The sequence below is a fragment of the Jujubicoccus corallicola genome, assembly GCF_047345645.1.
Lineage (GTDB): Bacteria > Pseudomonadota > Alphaproteobacteria > Rhodobacterales > Rhodobacteraceae > JBLEFH01.
In genome coordinates this window covers 25,178-39,943 of sequence record NZ_JBLEFH010000009.1, presented here as the reverse complement: position 1 = coordinate 39,943, position 14,766 = coordinate 25,178, and the positions used below count along the sequence as shown (strand labels likewise).

At 59.0% G+C, this 14,766-nt stretch carries 17 protein-coding genes and 2 tRNA genes; 5 read left to right on the top strand and 14 right to left on the bottom strand.

Annotated features, from left to right (window positions below):
- Nucleotides 1–26: 26 nt before the first annotated feature.
- Nucleotides 27–842 carry an HNH endonuclease signature motif containing protein gene (locus tag ACMA5I_RS13325; RefSeq protein WP_525886767.1) on the top strand — a complete coding sequence of 272 codons (816 nt, stop codon included), beginning with the start codon at nucleotides 27–29 and terminating at the stop codon, nucleotides 840–842.
- Between the two features lie 42 nt (nucleotides 843–884).
- Here the strand turns inward: ACMA5I_RS13325 and ACMA5I_RS13320 are convergent, their stop codons facing one another.
- The 5 genes from ACMA5I_RS13320 to ACMA5I_RS13300 all read right to left on the bottom strand — a co-directional run bounded on the left by ACMA5I_RS13320 (nucleotide 885) and on the right by ACMA5I_RS13300 (nucleotide 5,606).
- Nucleotides 885–1,103 (bottom strand): DUF2244 domain-containing protein, encoded by a 219-nt coding sequence (locus ACMA5I_RS13320; protein ID WP_525886915.1) that lies wholly within the window; start codon nucleotides 1,101–1,103, stop codon nucleotides 885–887.
- Between the two features lie 158 nt (nucleotides 1,104–1,261).
- On the bottom strand, nucleotides 1,262–2,254 hold the full coding sequence (locus ACMA5I_RS13315) for an acyltransferase family protein (RefSeq protein WP_525886766.1): 993 nt from the start codon (nucleotides 2,252–2,254) through the stop codon (nucleotides 1,262–1,264).
- Nucleotides 2,255–2,391: 137 nt separating this feature from the next.
- Nucleotides 2,392–2,880, bottom strand: coding sequence for a DUF2244 domain-containing protein (locus tag ACMA5I_RS13310; protein WP_525886765.1), 489 nt, complete (start codon nucleotides 2,878–2,880; stop codon nucleotides 2,392–2,394).
- Between the two features lie 42 nt (nucleotides 2,881–2,922).
- Nucleotides 2,923–4,560, bottom strand: coding sequence for a cytochrome c oxidase subunit I (ctaD, locus tag ACMA5I_RS13305; RefSeq protein WP_525886764.1), 1,638 nt, complete (start codon nucleotides 4,558–4,560; stop codon nucleotides 2,923–2,925).
- A gap of 155 nt (nucleotides 4,561–4,715) precedes the next feature.
- Nucleotides 4,716–5,606, bottom strand: a complete 891-nt coding sequence (locus ACMA5I_RS13300; RefSeq protein ID WP_525886763.1) for an EamA family transporter — start codon at nucleotides 5,604–5,606, stop codon at nucleotides 4,716–4,718.
- A gap of 87 nt (nucleotides 5,607–5,693) precedes the next feature.
- Here ACMA5I_RS13300 and ACMA5I_RS13295 point away from each other — a divergent pair, with 87 nt between their 5' ends.
- The gene (locus ACMA5I_RS13295) at nucleotides 5,694–6,038 is read left to right on the top strand and encodes a winged helix-turn-helix transcriptional regulator (protein WP_525886762.1); all 345 of its coding nucleotides are present in this window, start codon (nucleotides 5,694–5,696) and stop codon (nucleotides 6,036–6,038) included.
- Nucleotides 6,039–6,053: 15 nt separating this feature from the next.
- Here the strand turns inward: ACMA5I_RS13295 and lipB are convergent, their stop codons facing one another.
- Nucleotides 6,054–6,704 (bottom strand): lipoyl(octanoyl) transferase LipB, encoded by a 651-nt coding sequence (lipB, locus tag ACMA5I_RS13290; RefSeq protein WP_525886761.1) that lies wholly within the window; start codon nucleotides 6,702–6,704, stop codon nucleotides 6,054–6,056.
- Between the two features lie 97 nt (nucleotides 6,705–6,801).
- Between lipB and ACMA5I_RS13285 the strand changes: the two genes are divergently transcribed.
- Together ACMA5I_RS13285 and ACMA5I_RS13280 are read left to right on the top strand one after the other, a co-directional pair.
- Nucleotides 6,802–6,888 (top strand) — tRNA-Leu (locus ACMA5I_RS13285).
- A gap of 25 nt (nucleotides 6,889–6,913) precedes the next feature.
- Nucleotides 6,914–7,387 (top strand): GNAT family N-acetyltransferase, encoded by a 474-nt coding sequence (locus ACMA5I_RS13280; protein WP_525886760.1) that lies wholly within the window; start codon nucleotides 6,914–6,916, stop codon nucleotides 7,385–7,387.
- Nucleotides 7,388–7,391: 4 nt separating this feature from the next.
- Here ACMA5I_RS13280 and ACMA5I_RS13275 read toward each other — a convergent pair whose 3' ends face one another.
- Genes ACMA5I_RS13275 through ACMA5I_RS13250 form a run of 6 tightly spaced genes read right to left on the bottom strand, consistent with a single transcriptional unit; the run spans nucleotide 7,392 to nucleotide 12,714 of the window.
- Entirely contained in the window at nucleotides 7,392–8,333 is a 942-nt protein-coding gene (locus tag ACMA5I_RS13275) for an AEC family transporter (RefSeq protein WP_525886759.1), read from the bottom strand.
- 40 nt (nucleotides 8,334–8,373) lie between these two features.
- Complete coding sequence (locus ACMA5I_RS13270) at nucleotides 8,374–9,189, bottom strand: MBL fold metallo-hydrolase (RefSeq protein WP_525886758.1); 816 nt, start codon at nucleotides 9,187–9,189, stop codon at nucleotides 8,374–8,376.
- On the bottom strand, nucleotides 9,186–9,968 hold the full coding sequence (locus ACMA5I_RS13265) for a TatD family hydrolase (protein WP_525886757.1): 783 nt from the start codon (nucleotides 9,966–9,968) through the stop codon (nucleotides 9,186–9,188). Before ACMA5I_RS13265 ends, ACMA5I_RS13270 begins: the two co-directional genes overlap by 4 nt.
- The gene (locus tag ACMA5I_RS13260) at nucleotides 9,965–10,966 is read right to left on the bottom strand and encodes a DNA polymerase III subunit delta' (RefSeq protein WP_525886756.1); all 1,002 of its coding nucleotides are present in this window, start codon (nucleotides 10,964–10,966) and stop codon (nucleotides 9,965–9,967) included. Before ACMA5I_RS13260 ends, ACMA5I_RS13265 begins: the two co-directional genes overlap by 4 nt.
- Complete coding sequence (gene tmk / locus ACMA5I_RS13255; protein WP_525886755.1) at nucleotides 10,963–11,550, bottom strand: dTMP kinase; 588 nt, start codon at nucleotides 11,548–11,550, stop codon at nucleotides 10,963–10,965. The genes ACMA5I_RS13260 and tmk overlap by 4 nt, the downstream gene beginning before the upstream one ends.
- A 3-nt stretch (nucleotides 11,551–11,553) precedes the next feature.
- Nucleotides 11,554–12,714, bottom strand: coding sequence for a D-alanyl-D-alanine carboxypeptidase family protein (locus ACMA5I_RS13250; protein WP_525886754.1), 1,161 nt, complete (start codon nucleotides 12,712–12,714; stop codon nucleotides 11,554–11,556).
- A 152-nt stretch (nucleotides 12,715–12,866) separates the two neighbouring features.
- Here ACMA5I_RS13250 and ACMA5I_RS13245 point away from each other — a divergent pair.
- Nucleotides 12,867–12,956: transfer RNA gene (locus tag ACMA5I_RS13245), tRNA-Ser, on the top strand.
- Nucleotides 12,957–13,296: 340 nt separating this feature from the next.
- Here ACMA5I_RS13245 and ACMA5I_RS13240 read toward each other — a convergent pair.
- A protein-coding gene (locus tag ACMA5I_RS13240; protein ID WP_525886753.1) for an IS630 family transposase occupies nucleotides 13,297–14,246 on the bottom strand; the annotation gives its coding sequence in 2 pieces (ribosomal slippage) (nucleotides 13,297–13,902 and nucleotides 13,905–14,246; 948 coding nt in all).
- A 140-nt stretch (nucleotides 14,247–14,386) separates the two neighbouring features.
- A complete protein-coding gene (locus ACMA5I_RS13235) occupies nucleotides 14,387–14,749 on the bottom strand; it encodes a M48 family metallopeptidase (protein ID WP_525886752.1) in 363 nt (120 codons plus the stop codon).
- Nucleotides 14,750–14,766: the final 17 nt, after the last annotated feature.

Here is a 14,766-nt window from a genome sequence, read left to right as displayed (position 1 = left end):
GTCATTAGTGATTGGAGTTGTTGAATATGTATTTGCTCGCACGTGTTGAAAATTTTTCTCGTTTCGATGGTGAAAGTCTGAATGCTGAGCCTGTGATGAGATATGGGCAGCAGGGGAACCCTCCACATGAATTATATAATTTTTCAGTCGCATCAGACGGATATATTTATGGTTACTTACCCAAAGATGGTGGTGGTAAGCTTGCTCGGTTAGGTGGAGCCGCTGAAGACAAGAAAATTTCAGGAGTAACCATTATATTTATCAGCGATGGTACCCTGTGCGGATACTATCGAGAGGCGACTGTATTCGCGGACACTATCCGTCATCCTGACAAACTACGTGCCGGAAAATCGAAAATTTTCTGCAGAGTGAGAGTGCGTCCGGAAAATGCATATCTGATCCCTGTTGACGAAAGGATTCATAGCTTGGAGCCTAGGCCTAAAGGTCAGTCTCCCGTTCTATATGGAGATGCAGACAACTATTGGATCGCTTGGTTTGAAAAGCTAATCAGCGATGGAAGTGTTTCGAGTATAAGTGAGAAAAAGCGGAGAAAATGGTCTAGAAAGGTCGAGCGGAGCTCGGATGCGAGAAAAATTGCGATTAAGGAATTTGGTCTCAAATGCCAATGTTGTGATCTTGAATGCGGCGACAAAATTTGTTCCGCTGTATTCGAAGTTCATCACAAAATACCTTATGCGAATGATTTTAAGGACCGTAAAATTACCTCAAATGACTTATCCGTACTTTGTGCTAACTGCCATCGAATGATCCATAAAATGCCGGACCTTGCCGATATCGACGCACTTAAAGCATATGTTAGAGTAGTTGGTTTACATACTTAAATTCTTTGAAATAGGAGTGATTTCTTTGATAAAAATTTGGGTTCAAACCTTTTCGGTCAACGCCCCGCTCACCTTCTCATAAACCTCCACCCGTTCCTCCGGCGATAAAAACGCCCCCAGCTCTATCTCGCGCCCATCCTCGCCGCGCATCGTCAGGTAATTCTCCGGGCGGGCTTCGGGGTGGAGGGTGAGGCGGACCCAGTAGGGGTTGGCTTCCCAGGTCTTTTGACTGCCATCGGGGGCGGTGCGCTGGACCGCGATAAAGTCGTCAAGATCGGACTAACGCGGCGTCTGGAGCCGGATGACCGTGTTCGCGAACTCGGCGGTGCGAGCGTGCCATTCGGTTTCGACATCCATGCGATGATTTATTAGTTCGCCGTGAATGTCCTACGCGAAATTTGCTGGGTAACGGCCCTGGCTTAATTTCGCATCGCCCGTGAGTTTCGCAAATTTATCCTCTCACCGGCTTGGCGGAGCCAGGCCCGGCAAGGGCGCTCGATCAGCCAATTGGCGAGTTGAGCGAGCAAGAGGGTCAGGAGGAGCTTTGGGAGAAAGCTCGCGAGAGCGGAAGGCTCCCCCGGCCAGACTGCGTCGACCGCGTGTTGTACGTGGCGGTGCAGAAGGTAGACCCCGAAGGAAATTTCGCCGAGCCAGACGGGGAAGGGATGGCTGAGAACGCGGTTGGCGAAACAGTTTCCGCCCACGACGGTGGAGATGACCAGGCTGGCGCAAATCGCGATCGTCACCGGGTCGAGGTAAATCCAGCGTGGTTGGTAAAGCTGCGGCACGAGAAGATAGGCCGCCATGTAGGCGACGGCGCAGAGCGGGATCGCGAGCGCGGCAATGTTTTGGTATGTCCCGTCGTCTCGCCCAGCGATGATCGCGAGAAGGACGCCGACCAGAAAGATGTGCAGATAGCCGAAAATGCCGTTCCGGCTCGCCTCGGTGCCAAGCAGGACGGCGACAATGATGAAAAGAGCAAGCAAGGGAAGGACGGCGGCAATTGCCGAGGGGAGCCGCGAACGTAGGGCCCATACGACGACGAACAGCGCGTAGAATTGAAATTCGGTCGAGATCGTCCAAACGGTGCGCGCGTCTCCGGCGAAGAGAAGGTGGGAAGGCACGTCGCGAAGTTGAAGCCCGAAAATATCCAGCGATGTTGACGCGTTGATCAGCGCGGTCGCGATGATGACGATCGCGAAGAGCGGATAGACCCTTGCGAAGCGTGCGACGACGTAGCGCCAGATATTCTCGACGGTAAAGTCTTTCTCCATGTAAAGTTTGCCGATCAGAAAACCGCTCAGGACGAAGAAAAGGACAACGCCGAGACTGGCAGCGCCCTTATATGTGAAATGACCGACCACCACGGTCAGAGCGGCGATCCCACGGAGGCCGTGTAAAGGTTTGATCATGTTGAGGCACCCCACCGTACCTTTTCGTCCCAACATGAAACTACCAGTTTTGACCGTTCCGCGATATTGGCGTTTTGTTTAGAGGTTGGCCAAGCTTGGTGGGGTAGTGCGGTTGATCTACAGCGAGGTCTTTAGGATTACTTTAGTGCCCCGCTCACCCGCTCATAAACCTCCACCCGCTCCTCCGGCGACAGGAACGCCCCGAGCTCTATCTCGCGCCCATCTTCGCCGCGCATCGTCAGGTAGTTCTCCGGGCGGGCTTCGGGGTGGAGGGTGAGGCGGACCCAGTAGGGGTTGGCTTCCCAGGTCTTTTGACTGCCATCGGGGTCGGTGCGCTGGACGGCGATGAGGTCGGGCCAGAGGCGGAGTTCTTCGACGATGCGGCCGTCGTAATAGTTCCGTTCGATGAAGAGCCAGAGGAGGAACAGGGTGAGCAGCAGGAACGGGACCACGACCAGCCAGACCCCGAGGAATCCGGCGACGGGCAGGACCGGGATGAAGATCAGCACGCCGGTGAAGATCATGAAGTGCCGGAAGCCGCCGCGGGTGAGCGAGCGGTGCGGCCAGAGGGTGAGGGCGAGGGTCGGCTCATCCTCTCGTTGAATGAAAAAGGCCGGAGCGTGCACCCCGGCCTTTCCGTGTTTCAGCCATTCGATCATGGGGCCAGCTCAGTGCGAGGGCTTGTCCCACATGTCCTGCGTCGGGAGCTGCTCGAAGGTGTGCTCCGGCGGCGGGTTCGGCAGGGTCCATTCCAGCGTGTCGCCATGCTCCCAGTAATTCGGCTCGGTCACTTTGCGGCCGAAGAAGAGGGCGTGGAACATGATGCCGAAGAAGAGGATCATCGAGGCCCCAGCGATGAACGCGCCATAGGACGACCACTCGTTCCAGAGGGCGAATTCCGGGTTGTAGTCGATATAGCGGCGCGGCATGCCCTGACGCCCGAGGAAGTGCTGCGGGAAGAAGGTCAGGTTGGCGCCGATGAACATCATCCAGAAATGGATCTTGCCCCAGAACTCGGAATACTGGCGGCCGGTCATCTTGCCGAACCAGTAATAGATCCCGGCGAAGATGGCGAAGACCGCCCCGAGGCTCATCACATAGTGGAAGTGGGCCACGACGAAATAGGTGTCGTGATAGACGCGGTCGATGCCAGCCTGCGACAGAACGATCCCGGTCACGCCGCCCACGGTGAAGAGGAAGATGAAGCCCATGGCCCAGAGCATCGGGGTTTTGAACTCGATGGAGCCGCCCCACATGGTCGCGATCCAGGAGAAGATCTTCACCCCGGTCGGCACCGCAATGACCATGGTGGCCATCATGAAGTAGCTCTGCTGTGAGAGGCTCATCCCGACCGTATACATGTGGTGCGCCCAGACGACGAAGCCCAGAACACCAATCGCGACGATCGCCAGAACCATCGGCAGATAGCCGAAGATCGGTTTCTTGGAGAAGGTCGAGACGACATGGGAGATGATCCCGAAGCCCGGCAGGATGATGATATACACCTCGGGGTGGCCGAAGAACCAGAACAGGTGCTGGTAGAGAACCGGGTCACCGCCGCCTGCGGGGTTGAAGAACTGCGTGCCGAAATTGCGGTCGGTCAGCAGCATGGTGATCGCGCCTGCGACAACCGGGAGCGAGAGGACCAGCAGGAACGCCGTCACCAGCACCGACCAGGCAAAGAGCGGCGTCTTGAAGAGCGTCATGCCCGGCGCGCGCATATTGAGGAAGGTGGTGATGATGTTGATCGAGCCGAGGATCGAGGACGCCCCCGAGACGTGGATCGCGAAGATCGCCAGATCCGTTGAGGAGCCGGGCTCATTGGCCGACAGGGTTGGATAGAGGAACCACCCGATCCCCGAGCCGTTCTGCCCGTCGCCCCCCGGTGCGAGCAGCGAGGCAAAGGCCAGCGCCGTGCCGGCCACATACATCCAGTAGGAGAGGTTGTTGAGGCGCGGGAAGGCCATATCCGGCGCGCCGATCATCAAGGGCATGAAATAATTGCCGAATCCGCCGAACAGGGCGGGGATGACGACAAAGAACATCATGAGGATCGCGTGATAGGTGATCAGCACATTCCACAGATGCCCGTTCGGCGTGCCATCCGCCTTGAGCATATACTGAACGCCCGGCTCCATGAGCTCGAGGCGCATATACATGGTAAAGGCGACCGAAATCAGGCCCACAATCGCCGAGGTTACGAGATAGAGAATCCCGATATCCTTGTGATTGGTGGACATGAACCAGCGAACAAAGAAACCCGGCCGGTGGTGGTCGTCATGCGAATGATCGACGGCGTCTGCCATGCCTTCCCTCCAAAGAAATAGATCAAAAGGCACGTCCAGCGCGCCTATGCTGGACCATTCTTAAAGCGTCTCGGCGCGCGCGTCCATGGCGGAATTGTGATGGGGAGGGATAAGCTTGCACCACGATTTTTCTAAAATGCACCTAAGAGCTGATCTTACCGTGTGGGCTTACTTTTCGAAGTGCCAAAATAAACGGAAACGAGGATCACAATCAGCGCCAGTGATCTTTGGAGTGTCATGACTTCTCCTAAAAGGATCCATCCGAAAACCGCTCCACCGACCGGTATAACGAAATTGACTTGCGACATACGTGTCGCACCAAGCCTTGGAACCAGATAAAAATAAATAAGGTTGGCAAACGCAGTCGAGAAAATACCCAAATAAAGTATCGCCCCCAAGGACGGTAGGGTCGGATTAACCGAAGAAAGACGTCCGCCTGCAAAGAATGATATGACCAACAAAAAGATCGTCCCGACAATAGCTGCGCCTGTCGCCATTTCTAGAGGGGGTTTAGTCACGAACAGTCGGATGTAGATCGTCGATGCAGCATAGCAGCAAGCGGCCGCAATGATGGACGATTGGCCAAGCAATCCATCTCCGAGGCCGGACATCGCTGATGGCCCCACGAGCATGGCCACGCCAACAAAACCACCGACTACTGCCAGAAATATACGCCATGTCAGCGGTTCGGTTGGGATAAAACACGCAGCTAAGAAAACTGTCGCGACAGGAGCGAAGGCAATGAGGATGGCCGCAAGGGCGCTATCTACCGACTGTTCACCATAAGTAATAAACAAAAATGGGAGCGCGCTGCCGAGCAGTCCCGTGATCGCATAGCTACGCCAATCGCTTGGAACACGCGAGAGCGACATGCCCCGGATTTTGAGTGCGATTAGAAGAATACAAGCGCCTATCATCATGCGCCCTGCGACAAGAATAACTGGATCAACCGTCTCGATGCCGCTTTTTATGACCGCATAGGAGGAACTCCAAAACAGCGCGAGCAAAATCCAGAGGGTGATCTCGCTCCATGTTGCCTTTTGCATTGCACATCTCCGATAAGGCGCTACGATATTCAAAGCAATAGATTGCTACTAAAAATGTAGCAAGAAAAATCTAATGATGGATTTGTGGTGACCGAAGAAAGCAAACCATTGGCCAGATACGGTAAGGCGGTCCGCGGCTCGGCGAGCGGCCAACCTATCATGGTGTTATTCGACCTTCTCAGCCGTCGTTGGGCAATGGGAATTCTCTGGAATTTAAGCGATGGAAGCCGGACATTTCGCGAGTTGCAGGCGCAATGCGGTTCCGCTTCTCCCAGCGTCCTCAATACACGTCTGAAGGAGTTACGGAGTGTCGGATTGGTTGAAAAAGCTACGGACGGCTATGTGTTGACACAGACAGGTCGTGACCTTTTTAACCGTCTGGAGCCGCTTGGGGATTGGGCAATGGAGTGGGTTCCAAAGGTTCTCAAGTAAGACATTGAGACGCGACTATCTCCCAAACACCTGACCAAACTCCTCCGCCAGCACCACGTCCAGATCCGCCATCGTGACCGGCAGGCCCAGATCCACCAGACTCGTCACCCCGTAGCCGCGAATCCCGCAAGGGACGATGCCGCCGAAATGCGACAGGTCCGGCTCGACATTGATCGAAATGCCGTGGAAGGACACCCAGCGGCGCAGGCGCACACCGATGGCGGCGATCTTGTCCTCGGCCGGGCTGCCATCGAGCAGGGGCGGCTTTTCGGGGCGACGGACCCACACACCCACGCGGCCCTCCCGGCGCTCGCCGGTGACGCCAAAGGCCATGAGGCTGCGGATCACCCATTCTTCGAGATTCCACACAAAGGCCCGCACATCGCGCCCGCGCTGGTTCAGATCAAGCATACAATAGGCGACCCGCTGGCCCGGTCCGTGATAGGTATATTCGCCGCCGCGCCGCGCCTCATAGACGGGGAAACGGTCCGGCTCGATCAGATCCTCGCGCCGCGCACTGGTCCCGGCCGTGTAGAGCGGCGGATGCTCCAGAAGCCACACCTGCTCCTTGGCCCGGCCCTCGACAAGGCCCGCGACACGGCGCTCCATGCCCTCAAGCGCGGTTTCATAAGGGGTCAGCCCCGGCGAGATCGTCCATTCAACCATGAAATCAGCAAGTGGCGATATTTCTCGCGACATTCAAGCGATTTTGCTCTTGTGGCCTGCGACGGGCGTTGCTATACGCCGCCCACACGACAAGAGTGCGGCTGTGGCGGAATTGGTAGACGCGCAGCGTTGAGGTCGCTGTGGGATAACACCCGTGGAAGTTCGAGTCTTCTCAGCCGCACCATTTTCCTTTTTTTCTGGACGATCCGATGAGCGACGTGACCCTCGATTTTCGTGAAATTACGCGTGATCATCTCGACGATCTCTTCGCGATCCGTCTGACCGACGCGCAGGACAAGCTGATTGACCCGCCGGTCTATACGCTCGCGCAGGCGGCTTATGAGGACGGGATTTATCTGCGCGGGCTCTGGCTCGGGACCCGCGCGATTGGCCTTCTGGCGATGATCGACCCGCAGCGCTATCTCGACCCCGAGGATATTGATGATCCCGACGCCGCCTATCTCTGGCGCATCTCCATCGACAAGGAGGCGCAAGGGCAGGGCCATGGCCGCGCGGCGATCGCCCATTGCATCGAAGTGGCGAAAGGTTGGGGCCTGCCGCGCCTCGCCCTCGGCGTCCATGACAAGCCCGAAAGCGCGCTCGGCTTTTACGAAAAACTGGGCTTTCAGCGCACCGGCGCCGTGGATGAAGACGGCGAAGTTGCCATGGTGCTGACGCTTTAGCGCCTCACGCCGCCCCGCCCAAAATCATGAGCCACACCGGCACCGTCAGCACCGAAAGCGCCGTGCCGAGGCAGACGATGCTGGCTGCCTCCGTCTCCGCACGATTATAAAGCGTTGCAAACACATAAGTATTCACCCCCGGTGCCATGGCGGCGGTGACGATGATGCCGCGGAGCATGGCGTCGTCCACATGGAAGACTTGCGTTGCGAGGAGATAGGCGATGCCGGGATGGACGATGAGCGAGAGGACCGAGATCACGCTCGCCGTCGGCACGCTCGCGGCGATCCCGTAGGTCGCCAGCACGCCGCCGAGGCCGAACAGCGCAGCCGGCAGGCCCGCGCGGGCGATGAGGTCGATGGCGTCCTGAAGCGGGGTGGGGAGGGTCAGGCCGGAGAGGTTGACCGCGACGCCGATGGCGATCCCGATGGTTAATGAGTTGCGGGTCATCGCCTTGATGACCTCGCTCATGGTCGCCCCAAGGCCGCGGCCATCGGCGCGGGAAAACTCCATCGCCGTGATGCCGACGAGATAGCAAAAGGGCGCATGGATCGCGATGATCCCGAAATTCGGCGCGAGGCTGTCCGGCCCGTAAGCGCGTTCCATCACGGGCAGGCCGATCAGCAGCGAGTTGGAAAAGAGCGCGCCGAACCCAATCGCCACGCTTTCCCCCGGACGGCGCTTAAAAATATGCCGCGCGGCGAGGATTCCGAGGAAAAAACAACTGGTTGAACCGACATAGAACGGCACAAGCAGCGCCGGGCCAAACACGTCGCCAAATTCGAGCTGCGAGATGCCGTTAAAAAGCACGCAAGGGATGGCGAACCGCTGGGTGAAGCGCATCAGCCCGTTCACCCCATCTTCGGAGAATTTCTTTGTGAAGACCGCGATGTAACCGGCGAAGATCACAAGGAAAACCGGGATAATCGTGGCCAGAACGCTGCTCATCGGCGTGATCCTTTTGCGTTTGTGATCACAACCGTGCCGCTCATGGCAGTGTGATCACAAGCCCGTCATAGGCGGGCTCGACATGGGCCGGGGTCTCCGCCGCCAAGGTCTCGTAATCAAGGTCAATATGCATGTTTGTCAACACAGCGCGGGCGGGCTTGAGGCGTTCGATCCAGCCGAGCGTGCGCTCGACATGGGCATGGGTCGGATGCGGCTTGTAGCGCAGCGCGTCGATGATGAGGCAATCGAGCCCCTCCATCAGCGCCAGCGTGCCCTCGGAAATCTCCACCACATCAGGCACATAGGCGAGATTTTTGATGCGGAAGCCGAGCGCCTCGATGCTCCCATGATCGACCGGGAGCGGCGTGAACGGGATCGGCCCGCCATCGCCATACACCTCGAATGGGCCGGTAATTTCCTGATGGTCGAGAATGGGCGGATAGGCCGAGCCGGGCGGCGTCTCGAAGACATATCCAAAGCGGTCGAACAATGCCGTGCTCGTCCGCGCATCGGCCCAAACCGGGAGCCGCGCCGCGAGCCAGTTTTGCCCCTCGATATAGCGGTTCATCACGATCATGCGGAGGTCGTCAAGGCCGTGAACATGGTCCGCATGTTCATGGGTCCAGACCACGCCATCAAGATAACCTGTATTCGTATCAAGGAGTTGCGCGCGCAGATCCGGCCCCGTGTCGATCAGAACGCGTGTGGTGCCTTGGGCGCTTTCCTGTTCGACCAAAAGCGAACAGCGGCGGCGCGTGTTCTTCGGATTGTCCGGATCACACGCCCCCCAGACCCCGCCGAGACGCGGCACGCCCCCCGAGGACCCGCAGCCGAGGATGGTTGCTCGCAAACTCATGCGGCCTTCCAGAACAAGCGTTCGAAATTCGCTTCGGTCTGCGCGCAAAAATCCTCATAAGAGAGGCCAAACACCTCCGCGCCGACCTTCGCCGTATGCGCGGTATAGGCGGGCTCATTGCGTTTGCCGCGATAAGGCGGCGGCGCGAGATAGGGGCTGTCGGTCTCGACCAGCACGCGATCAATCGGCGTTTTGGCAAAGATATCGCGCAGTTCCGTTGATTTTTTGAAGGCCGCGATGCCGGACATGGAGAGGTAAAACCCCAGCTCCAGCGCCGCTTCCGCCAGCGCCGGACCGGACGAGAAACAGTGCATCACGCAGCTATATTCGCCCTTGGTAAATTCGTCGCTGAGGATCGCCGCCATGTCCTCATCCGCATCGCGCGCATGGATAATGAGGGGCAGGCGGGTCTGCCGCGCGGCCTCGATATGGATGCGCAGCGACTCCTTTTGCGCCTCCGCGCTCTCGGCGGTGTAGTGGTAATCGAGCCCCGTCTCGCCAATCCCGACGAATTTCGGATGCTGCGCCAGCGTGACGAGATCGCTCACGGACACCATCGGCTCCTCCGCCACGCTCATCGGATGGGTGCCGCCCGCGAAGAACACATTGTCAAATTCTTCCGCAATCGCCTGCACTTGCGGGACGTTCTTCATCTTGGTGCAAATGGTGACCATCCGGTGAACGCCCGCCGCCTGCGCCCTTGTGATCACATCCGGGCGCTCGGCGTTGAAGGTCTCGAAATCCAAGTGACAATGGCTGTCGGTCAAAAGCGCGGTCATGCGGCCCTCACGGAAATGCGGCTTGCGGCCTCGTCTAACCTGCGCCCGGCGTCGAGGACAAGCTGCGCCGGATCAAGATTTACGGCGCGGCCCGCCTCAAGGCGCTGGCGTAGCGTGCTTTGCAGATCTGCCCAGATTTGCGCGGCTTGAAGATCGGGCGAGAGGTGATTGAAAAGACGTGCTTCTCCCTCCGATAGCGGCGCGGGCGGCGCGCCAGCACCGGCGCGGGCGAGGCGGGTCAGCAGGATCGAGAGGAGGCGGATAAAGCCGGAAAACCGCTCCGGATTTTGCCGGTCGGCGCAATACTCGGCGATCTCGCTCAGCATCGCGCGGTCCATCGGGCGACGGTCGAGCAGCCCGACCAGCTTGTCATAGAGCACCGCACCGCCACCCGCGCCAAGTGCGATGGCGAGACCCGGCGCACCGCCCGAAAGCGCCGCGAGTTTACCATCCTGCGCATGGCCCGCCGCCTCCAGCGCGGCATTGAAATCCGCCTCCTGAAGCGCCGACAGCCGCAGCTCCCGGCAGCGCGACCGGATGGTCGGCAGGAGTTTCGCAGGCTGGTGAGAAATAAGGAAAAACAAGCTCTTTGCGGGCGGTTCTTCAAGCAGCTTCAAGAGTGCATTGGCCGCCTGCACATTCATATCATCCGCCGCGTCGATGATCGCGATCCGCCAGCCTTCATCGGGGGAGGACAGGGCGAAACGCGACTTCAGCCCGCGAATGTCGTCAACCAAGATATTGGCCCGCTGACGCCCGGTTTTGGGGTCCGCCGAGGGGGAAATCGCAGCGATCTCCGGCCGCTCCGGGCTGACATCGCGGCCCAGAAGCTCCCGCGCCGCGGCCCAGGCCAGCGTCGCCTTGCCGGTGCCGCGCGGGCCGGTGATCAGCCAGGCATGATGCAGACGCCCGGATCCAATCGCGGAAAACAGCGTCTCGCGCGGGCCATCCTGCCCGAAAAGCGTTTTGGTTTCAGAGGGATGCGGCGCGTCGCTCATGCGCCCTCCAGATGCGGCAAGAGGCGTGCGAACACCTCATCCGCGCTGCCTTGCCCGTCGATCAGGCGGAAGCGCGGCGCGGTTTGCGCCAGCGCCCGAAAGCCCTCGCGGAGCGCTTGCTGGAAGCCCAGACCGAACTCCTCGAACCGATCCTCGCCGCTTTTGCGGGCCAATCCGCGTTCCAGCGCGATCTCCGGGTCGAGGTCGATCACGAAGGTCAGATCCGGCTCGCGGCCAATCATCAGGCTGTGCAGACGGTCCACCATGGGCTGCAGGTCGGAGCGCGCGACGCCCTGATAAACCCTTGTAGAATCAGCAAAACGGTCTGTGATCACAGTCCGCCCGGCGTCGAGCGCAGGCTGAATCGTTTTCTCCAGATGGTCGCGCCGCGCCGCCGTGAAAAGCAGAATTTCCGTCTCCGGCGACCAGCGCGAGGTGTCGCCCGTGACCAGAAGCCGCCGGATTTCCTCCGCGCCTTCGGACCCGCCGGGCTCGCGGGTCAGCACCGCCCCGAGGTGATCGGCGAGACGGCGCGCGAGCGTGGATTTGCCCGACCCGTCGATCCCCTCAAAGCTGATAAACATGGTTTATTCAGCCTCGGCCGAGGCCAGTTCCGCGTCGCCGCGCCCGATCACCTTGTCGAACAGCACCGCGCTCGCGGTTTTCAGGCGCTTCACATAGCCGCCGCGCGGCACCGCGTCACCGGCGACGAGCGGCAGGGTCTGAACCGTGTCCTCGCCGGTGCGAATGTCGAGATTGGCGATGTGCTGACCGGCCTCGATCGGCGCCTCGATGGGGCCATTATAGCGTACGGTCATGCGCAGATTGTCCTGATCGGCGATCTGAATGAGCGGCTCGACCGGGCTTTCGGTGACCAGCGGCACGCGGTCAGACGACCCCATCCAGACCTCGGCGGTGGCGATGGTCTCGCCCGCCTCGAAAAGCTGTTTCGTGGTAAATTCGCGAAAGGCCCAGCCCATCAGACGCTCGGCTTCCTCGGCGCGGGCGGCATCGCTCGGCAGGCCGGAAATCATCAGCGTCACCCGGCGCTCGCCCTGTTTCGCGGAGCCGACAACGCCGTAGCCCGCTTCCTCCGTATGGCCGGTTTTCAGACCATCCGCGCCCATGCCGATGCCAAGCAGCGGGTTGCGGTTATTCTGCGTAATCCCTTCCCACGTAAAGCTTTCTTCGGCGAAGATCGGGTAGAAGTCGGGGAATTCCTGCATCAGCCGGTTCGCCAGAAACACCAGATCCCGCGCGCTCATGAGCTGGTTCGGATCGGGCCAGCCGGTGGCGTTGCCGAAGGTTGAATTGGTCATGCCAAGCTCTTGCGCGCGCTCGGTCATTTGCGCGGCGAAGGCATCCTCGGAGCCCGCCAGCCCTTCAGCCAAAACGATACAGGCGTCGTTGCCGGACTGGATGATCACGCCGCGAATGAGGTCCTCGACCCGGATGCGCGAACCCGCCCGCGTGAACATTTTCGACCCGCCCTTGGCCGCCGCATTTTGCGAGACCGGCAGCTCCGTATCCATCGACAGACGCCCCGCCTCGATGGCCTCAAACACCATGTTGAGCGTCATCAGCTTCGACATGGAGGCGGGCGGCAGCGGCTCATCCGCGTTCTTTTGCAAAAGGATCGTGCCGGTCGCCTCGTCCACCACAAGCGCCGAGCGCGCGGCGGTGTCGAGGGCGAAGGCCGGAAGCGCCAGCATGGTGCTGGCCAGGAGGGCGAGAAGGGGCTTACGCATGATTTCTCTCACTTATGGCGTGATTTGACTGCTTTGGCCTTAGCTTTAGCTAATGCGCGCTTTGGGGAAAAGGAAAAACCCGGCCCGCGCATGTGATTTGACGCCATTTCCCTTGACCCGGATCGGTCTTCGCGGCAAGGGAGGAGCCCAGCGGAGGAGTGGCAGAGTGGTTTAATGCACCGGTCTTGAAAACCGACGTGGGGGTAACTCCACCGTGGGTTCGAATCCCACCTCCTCCGCCAGACATCATTGAAATAATAGAATAAAATCCAATCACGTCGGAACTACCCACCATTAGACCCACCTAACACCATGCGCTTGAAATCAACGTCATACATCGAATTTTGTTTCGTTGAGCGACGAGCATGCCGAGTGGATTTCCGCGAAAGGGACCGTCAGTAGAAAGCCTGATGTGACGCTCGAGACTTGGAGCGCAAACATCAGGTCGCACCTCTGGCTTCCGCCAATGTCGGCAGGCAAAAGGTTGGTCCGGATTGCCTCGCCCCCCTATTGCCCTCATTGGGCAAACGAACTTTTCCGGGCGATGCTTGATCGACCTTCGCCGCCTAAAGCATTTCGATTTTAACTTGATACATATCCGGCGGCGGTGAAGTAGTTTGAGCATTCGTCAGGCCCGTAGAGGTCACATACCTGACCGATGGCGTTGAAGACGCTCGTGAAGCTGCGGGCACCGATCTTTCGCAAGTGAGCTTTCAGCTTGGCAAATGCCATCTCTATCGGGTTGAGATCTGGGGAATAGGGCGGCAGGTAGAGAAACCAGCAGCCATGAGCGTGCAAGGCCTCTGCCGCCTGCCTGTTTCGATGTGTGGCGAGGTTATCGAGGATGACGACCGTTCCGGGCTCGATCTCAGGGATCAGGATTTCGCGGATGTAAGTCGCGAAAGCCGGACCGTTCATCGCCCCTCTGATGACCCATGGCGCGATCAGCGCGTCGTGGGTCAGACCCGCAATCAGCGTCTGCGTTCCCCAGCTGCCGAACGGTGCGTCCATCTCCAGTCGCGCGCCGCGTGGGGCACGGCCCCGCAGGCGGGTCTTCACTGCGGTTTCATCAAGAAACACAACACGTTCCGGTTTGTCAGCGATGGCAGGCAACCGGTGTCCGAACCAATCCGCGCGCTGCCGCCTTATCCTTGCACTGCGGCGTTCGGTGGCCACCAGAGATTTTTTTTGTAGCTGAAGCCGAGGCGGGACAGCAGGTTGGCAATGGACGAATGATGGACATGAACACCTTCCGCCTCGGCCAAAGCATCCCGCAATTCGAACAAGGTGATATCGGGTTCCTGCGCAACCAGTTCCTCGAAAAAGGCCCGATACGGTGCAAGCTTGCCCCGCCCTTTCGGCCGTCCCTGGGGCAGTGGTTCAGCGTGTCCCCGTGTCCGGATTGCACGTGACCAGCGCGATCCGGTCGCCGCAGATAACTGCAACCGCGCCGCCGCCGCACGGCCACTGAAACCGTTCTCAATCAATCGCTGGAACCGAACCCGAAGGGCCGCCGGCAAAGGTGCTGACATGACCAATCCTCCCTGATCGCAGGGAATCACGCTCAAAGCTTGAGAGAAAGGCCAAACGATTCAGAGTTTGAACGAAATGCTTTAGGCACATTCGAAGTTGCCGAGCGTTCCCCCCCCACCGGTCAAGCCTGCTGTCCCCTTCAATTGAGCAAAACCTCGACCAACCCATCCAGATGGTGCTTGGCCTTCCGCCAATCGACAGCATGCATGTCGATCAGTTTCCAGAACTCAGGACTATGATCTTGGTACTTCAGGTGAGCCAGTTCATGAATGAGTACATAATCGACGCACTGCCGCGGTGCTTTGATCAGATGTCGATTGATGATGATCTCGCCGGATGGTGAACAGCTTCCCCACTGGCGCGACATCTCTAGCAGGCGAAAGGGTGGTGGTGCATCCACCCAAGGGAGAGTCTTAACCAAGGCATCAATGCGACGACTGAGGTAATCGCGACCTCTAACACGGTACCATGCACCGAGACGGCCTCTGATGTCGTCTGCCATAGAGGTGGTCGCAAGAT

What these genes read in the sequence shown, in the direction of transcription:
- ACMA5I_RS13325 (WP_525886767.1), top strand. Translation starts at nt 27, where the DNA reads ATGTATTTGCTCGCACGTGTTGAAAATTTTTCTCGTTTCGATGGTGAA.
- ACMA5I_RS13315 (WP_525886766.1), bottom strand. Translation starts at nt 2,254, where the DNA reads ATGATCAAACCTTTACACGGCCTCCGTGGGATCGCCGCTCTGACCGTG.
- ctaD (WP_525886764.1), bottom strand. Translation starts at nt 4,560, where the DNA reads ATGGCAGACGCCGTCGATCATTCGCATGACGACCACCACCGGCCGGGT.
- ACMA5I_RS13300 (WP_525886763.1), bottom strand. Translation starts at nt 5,606, where the DNA reads ATGCAAAAGGCAACATGGAGCGAGATCACCCTCTGGATTTTGCTCGCG.
- lipB (WP_525886761.1), bottom strand. Translation starts at nt 6,704, where the DNA reads ATGGTTGAATGGACGATCTCGCCGGGGCTGACCCCTTATGAAACCGCG.
- ACMA5I_RS13280 (WP_525886760.1), top strand. Translation starts at nt 6,914, where the DNA reads ATGAGCGACGTGACCCTCGATTTTCGTGAAATTACGCGTGATCATCTC.
- ACMA5I_RS13275 (WP_525886759.1), bottom strand. Translation starts at nt 8,333, where the DNA reads ATGAGCAGCGTTCTGGCCACGATTATCCCGGTTTTCCTTGTGATCTTC.
- ACMA5I_RS13270 (WP_525886758.1), bottom strand. Translation starts at nt 9,189, where the DNA reads ATGAGTTTGCGAGCAACCATCCTCGGCTGCGGGTCCTCGGGGGGCGTG.
- ACMA5I_RS13265 (WP_525886757.1), bottom strand. Translation starts at nt 9,968, where the DNA reads ATGACCGCGCTTTTGACCGACAGCCATTGTCACTTGGATTTCGAGACC.
- ACMA5I_RS13260 (WP_525886756.1), bottom strand. Translation starts at nt 10,966, where the DNA reads ATGAGCGACGCGCCGCATCCCTCTGAAACCAAAACGCTTTTCGGGCAG.
- tmk (WP_525886755.1), bottom strand. Translation starts at nt 11,550, where the DNA reads ATGTTTATCAGCTTTGAGGGGATCGACGGGTCGGGCAAATCCACGCTC.
- ACMA5I_RS13250 (WP_525886754.1), bottom strand. Translation starts at nt 12,714, where the DNA reads ATGCGTAAGCCCCTTCTCGCCCTCCTGGCCAGCACCATGCTGGCGCTT.
- ACMA5I_RS13235 (WP_525886752.1), bottom strand. Translation starts at nt 14,749, where the DNA reads ATGGCAGACGACATCAGAGGCCGTCTCGGTGCATGGTACCGTGTTAGA.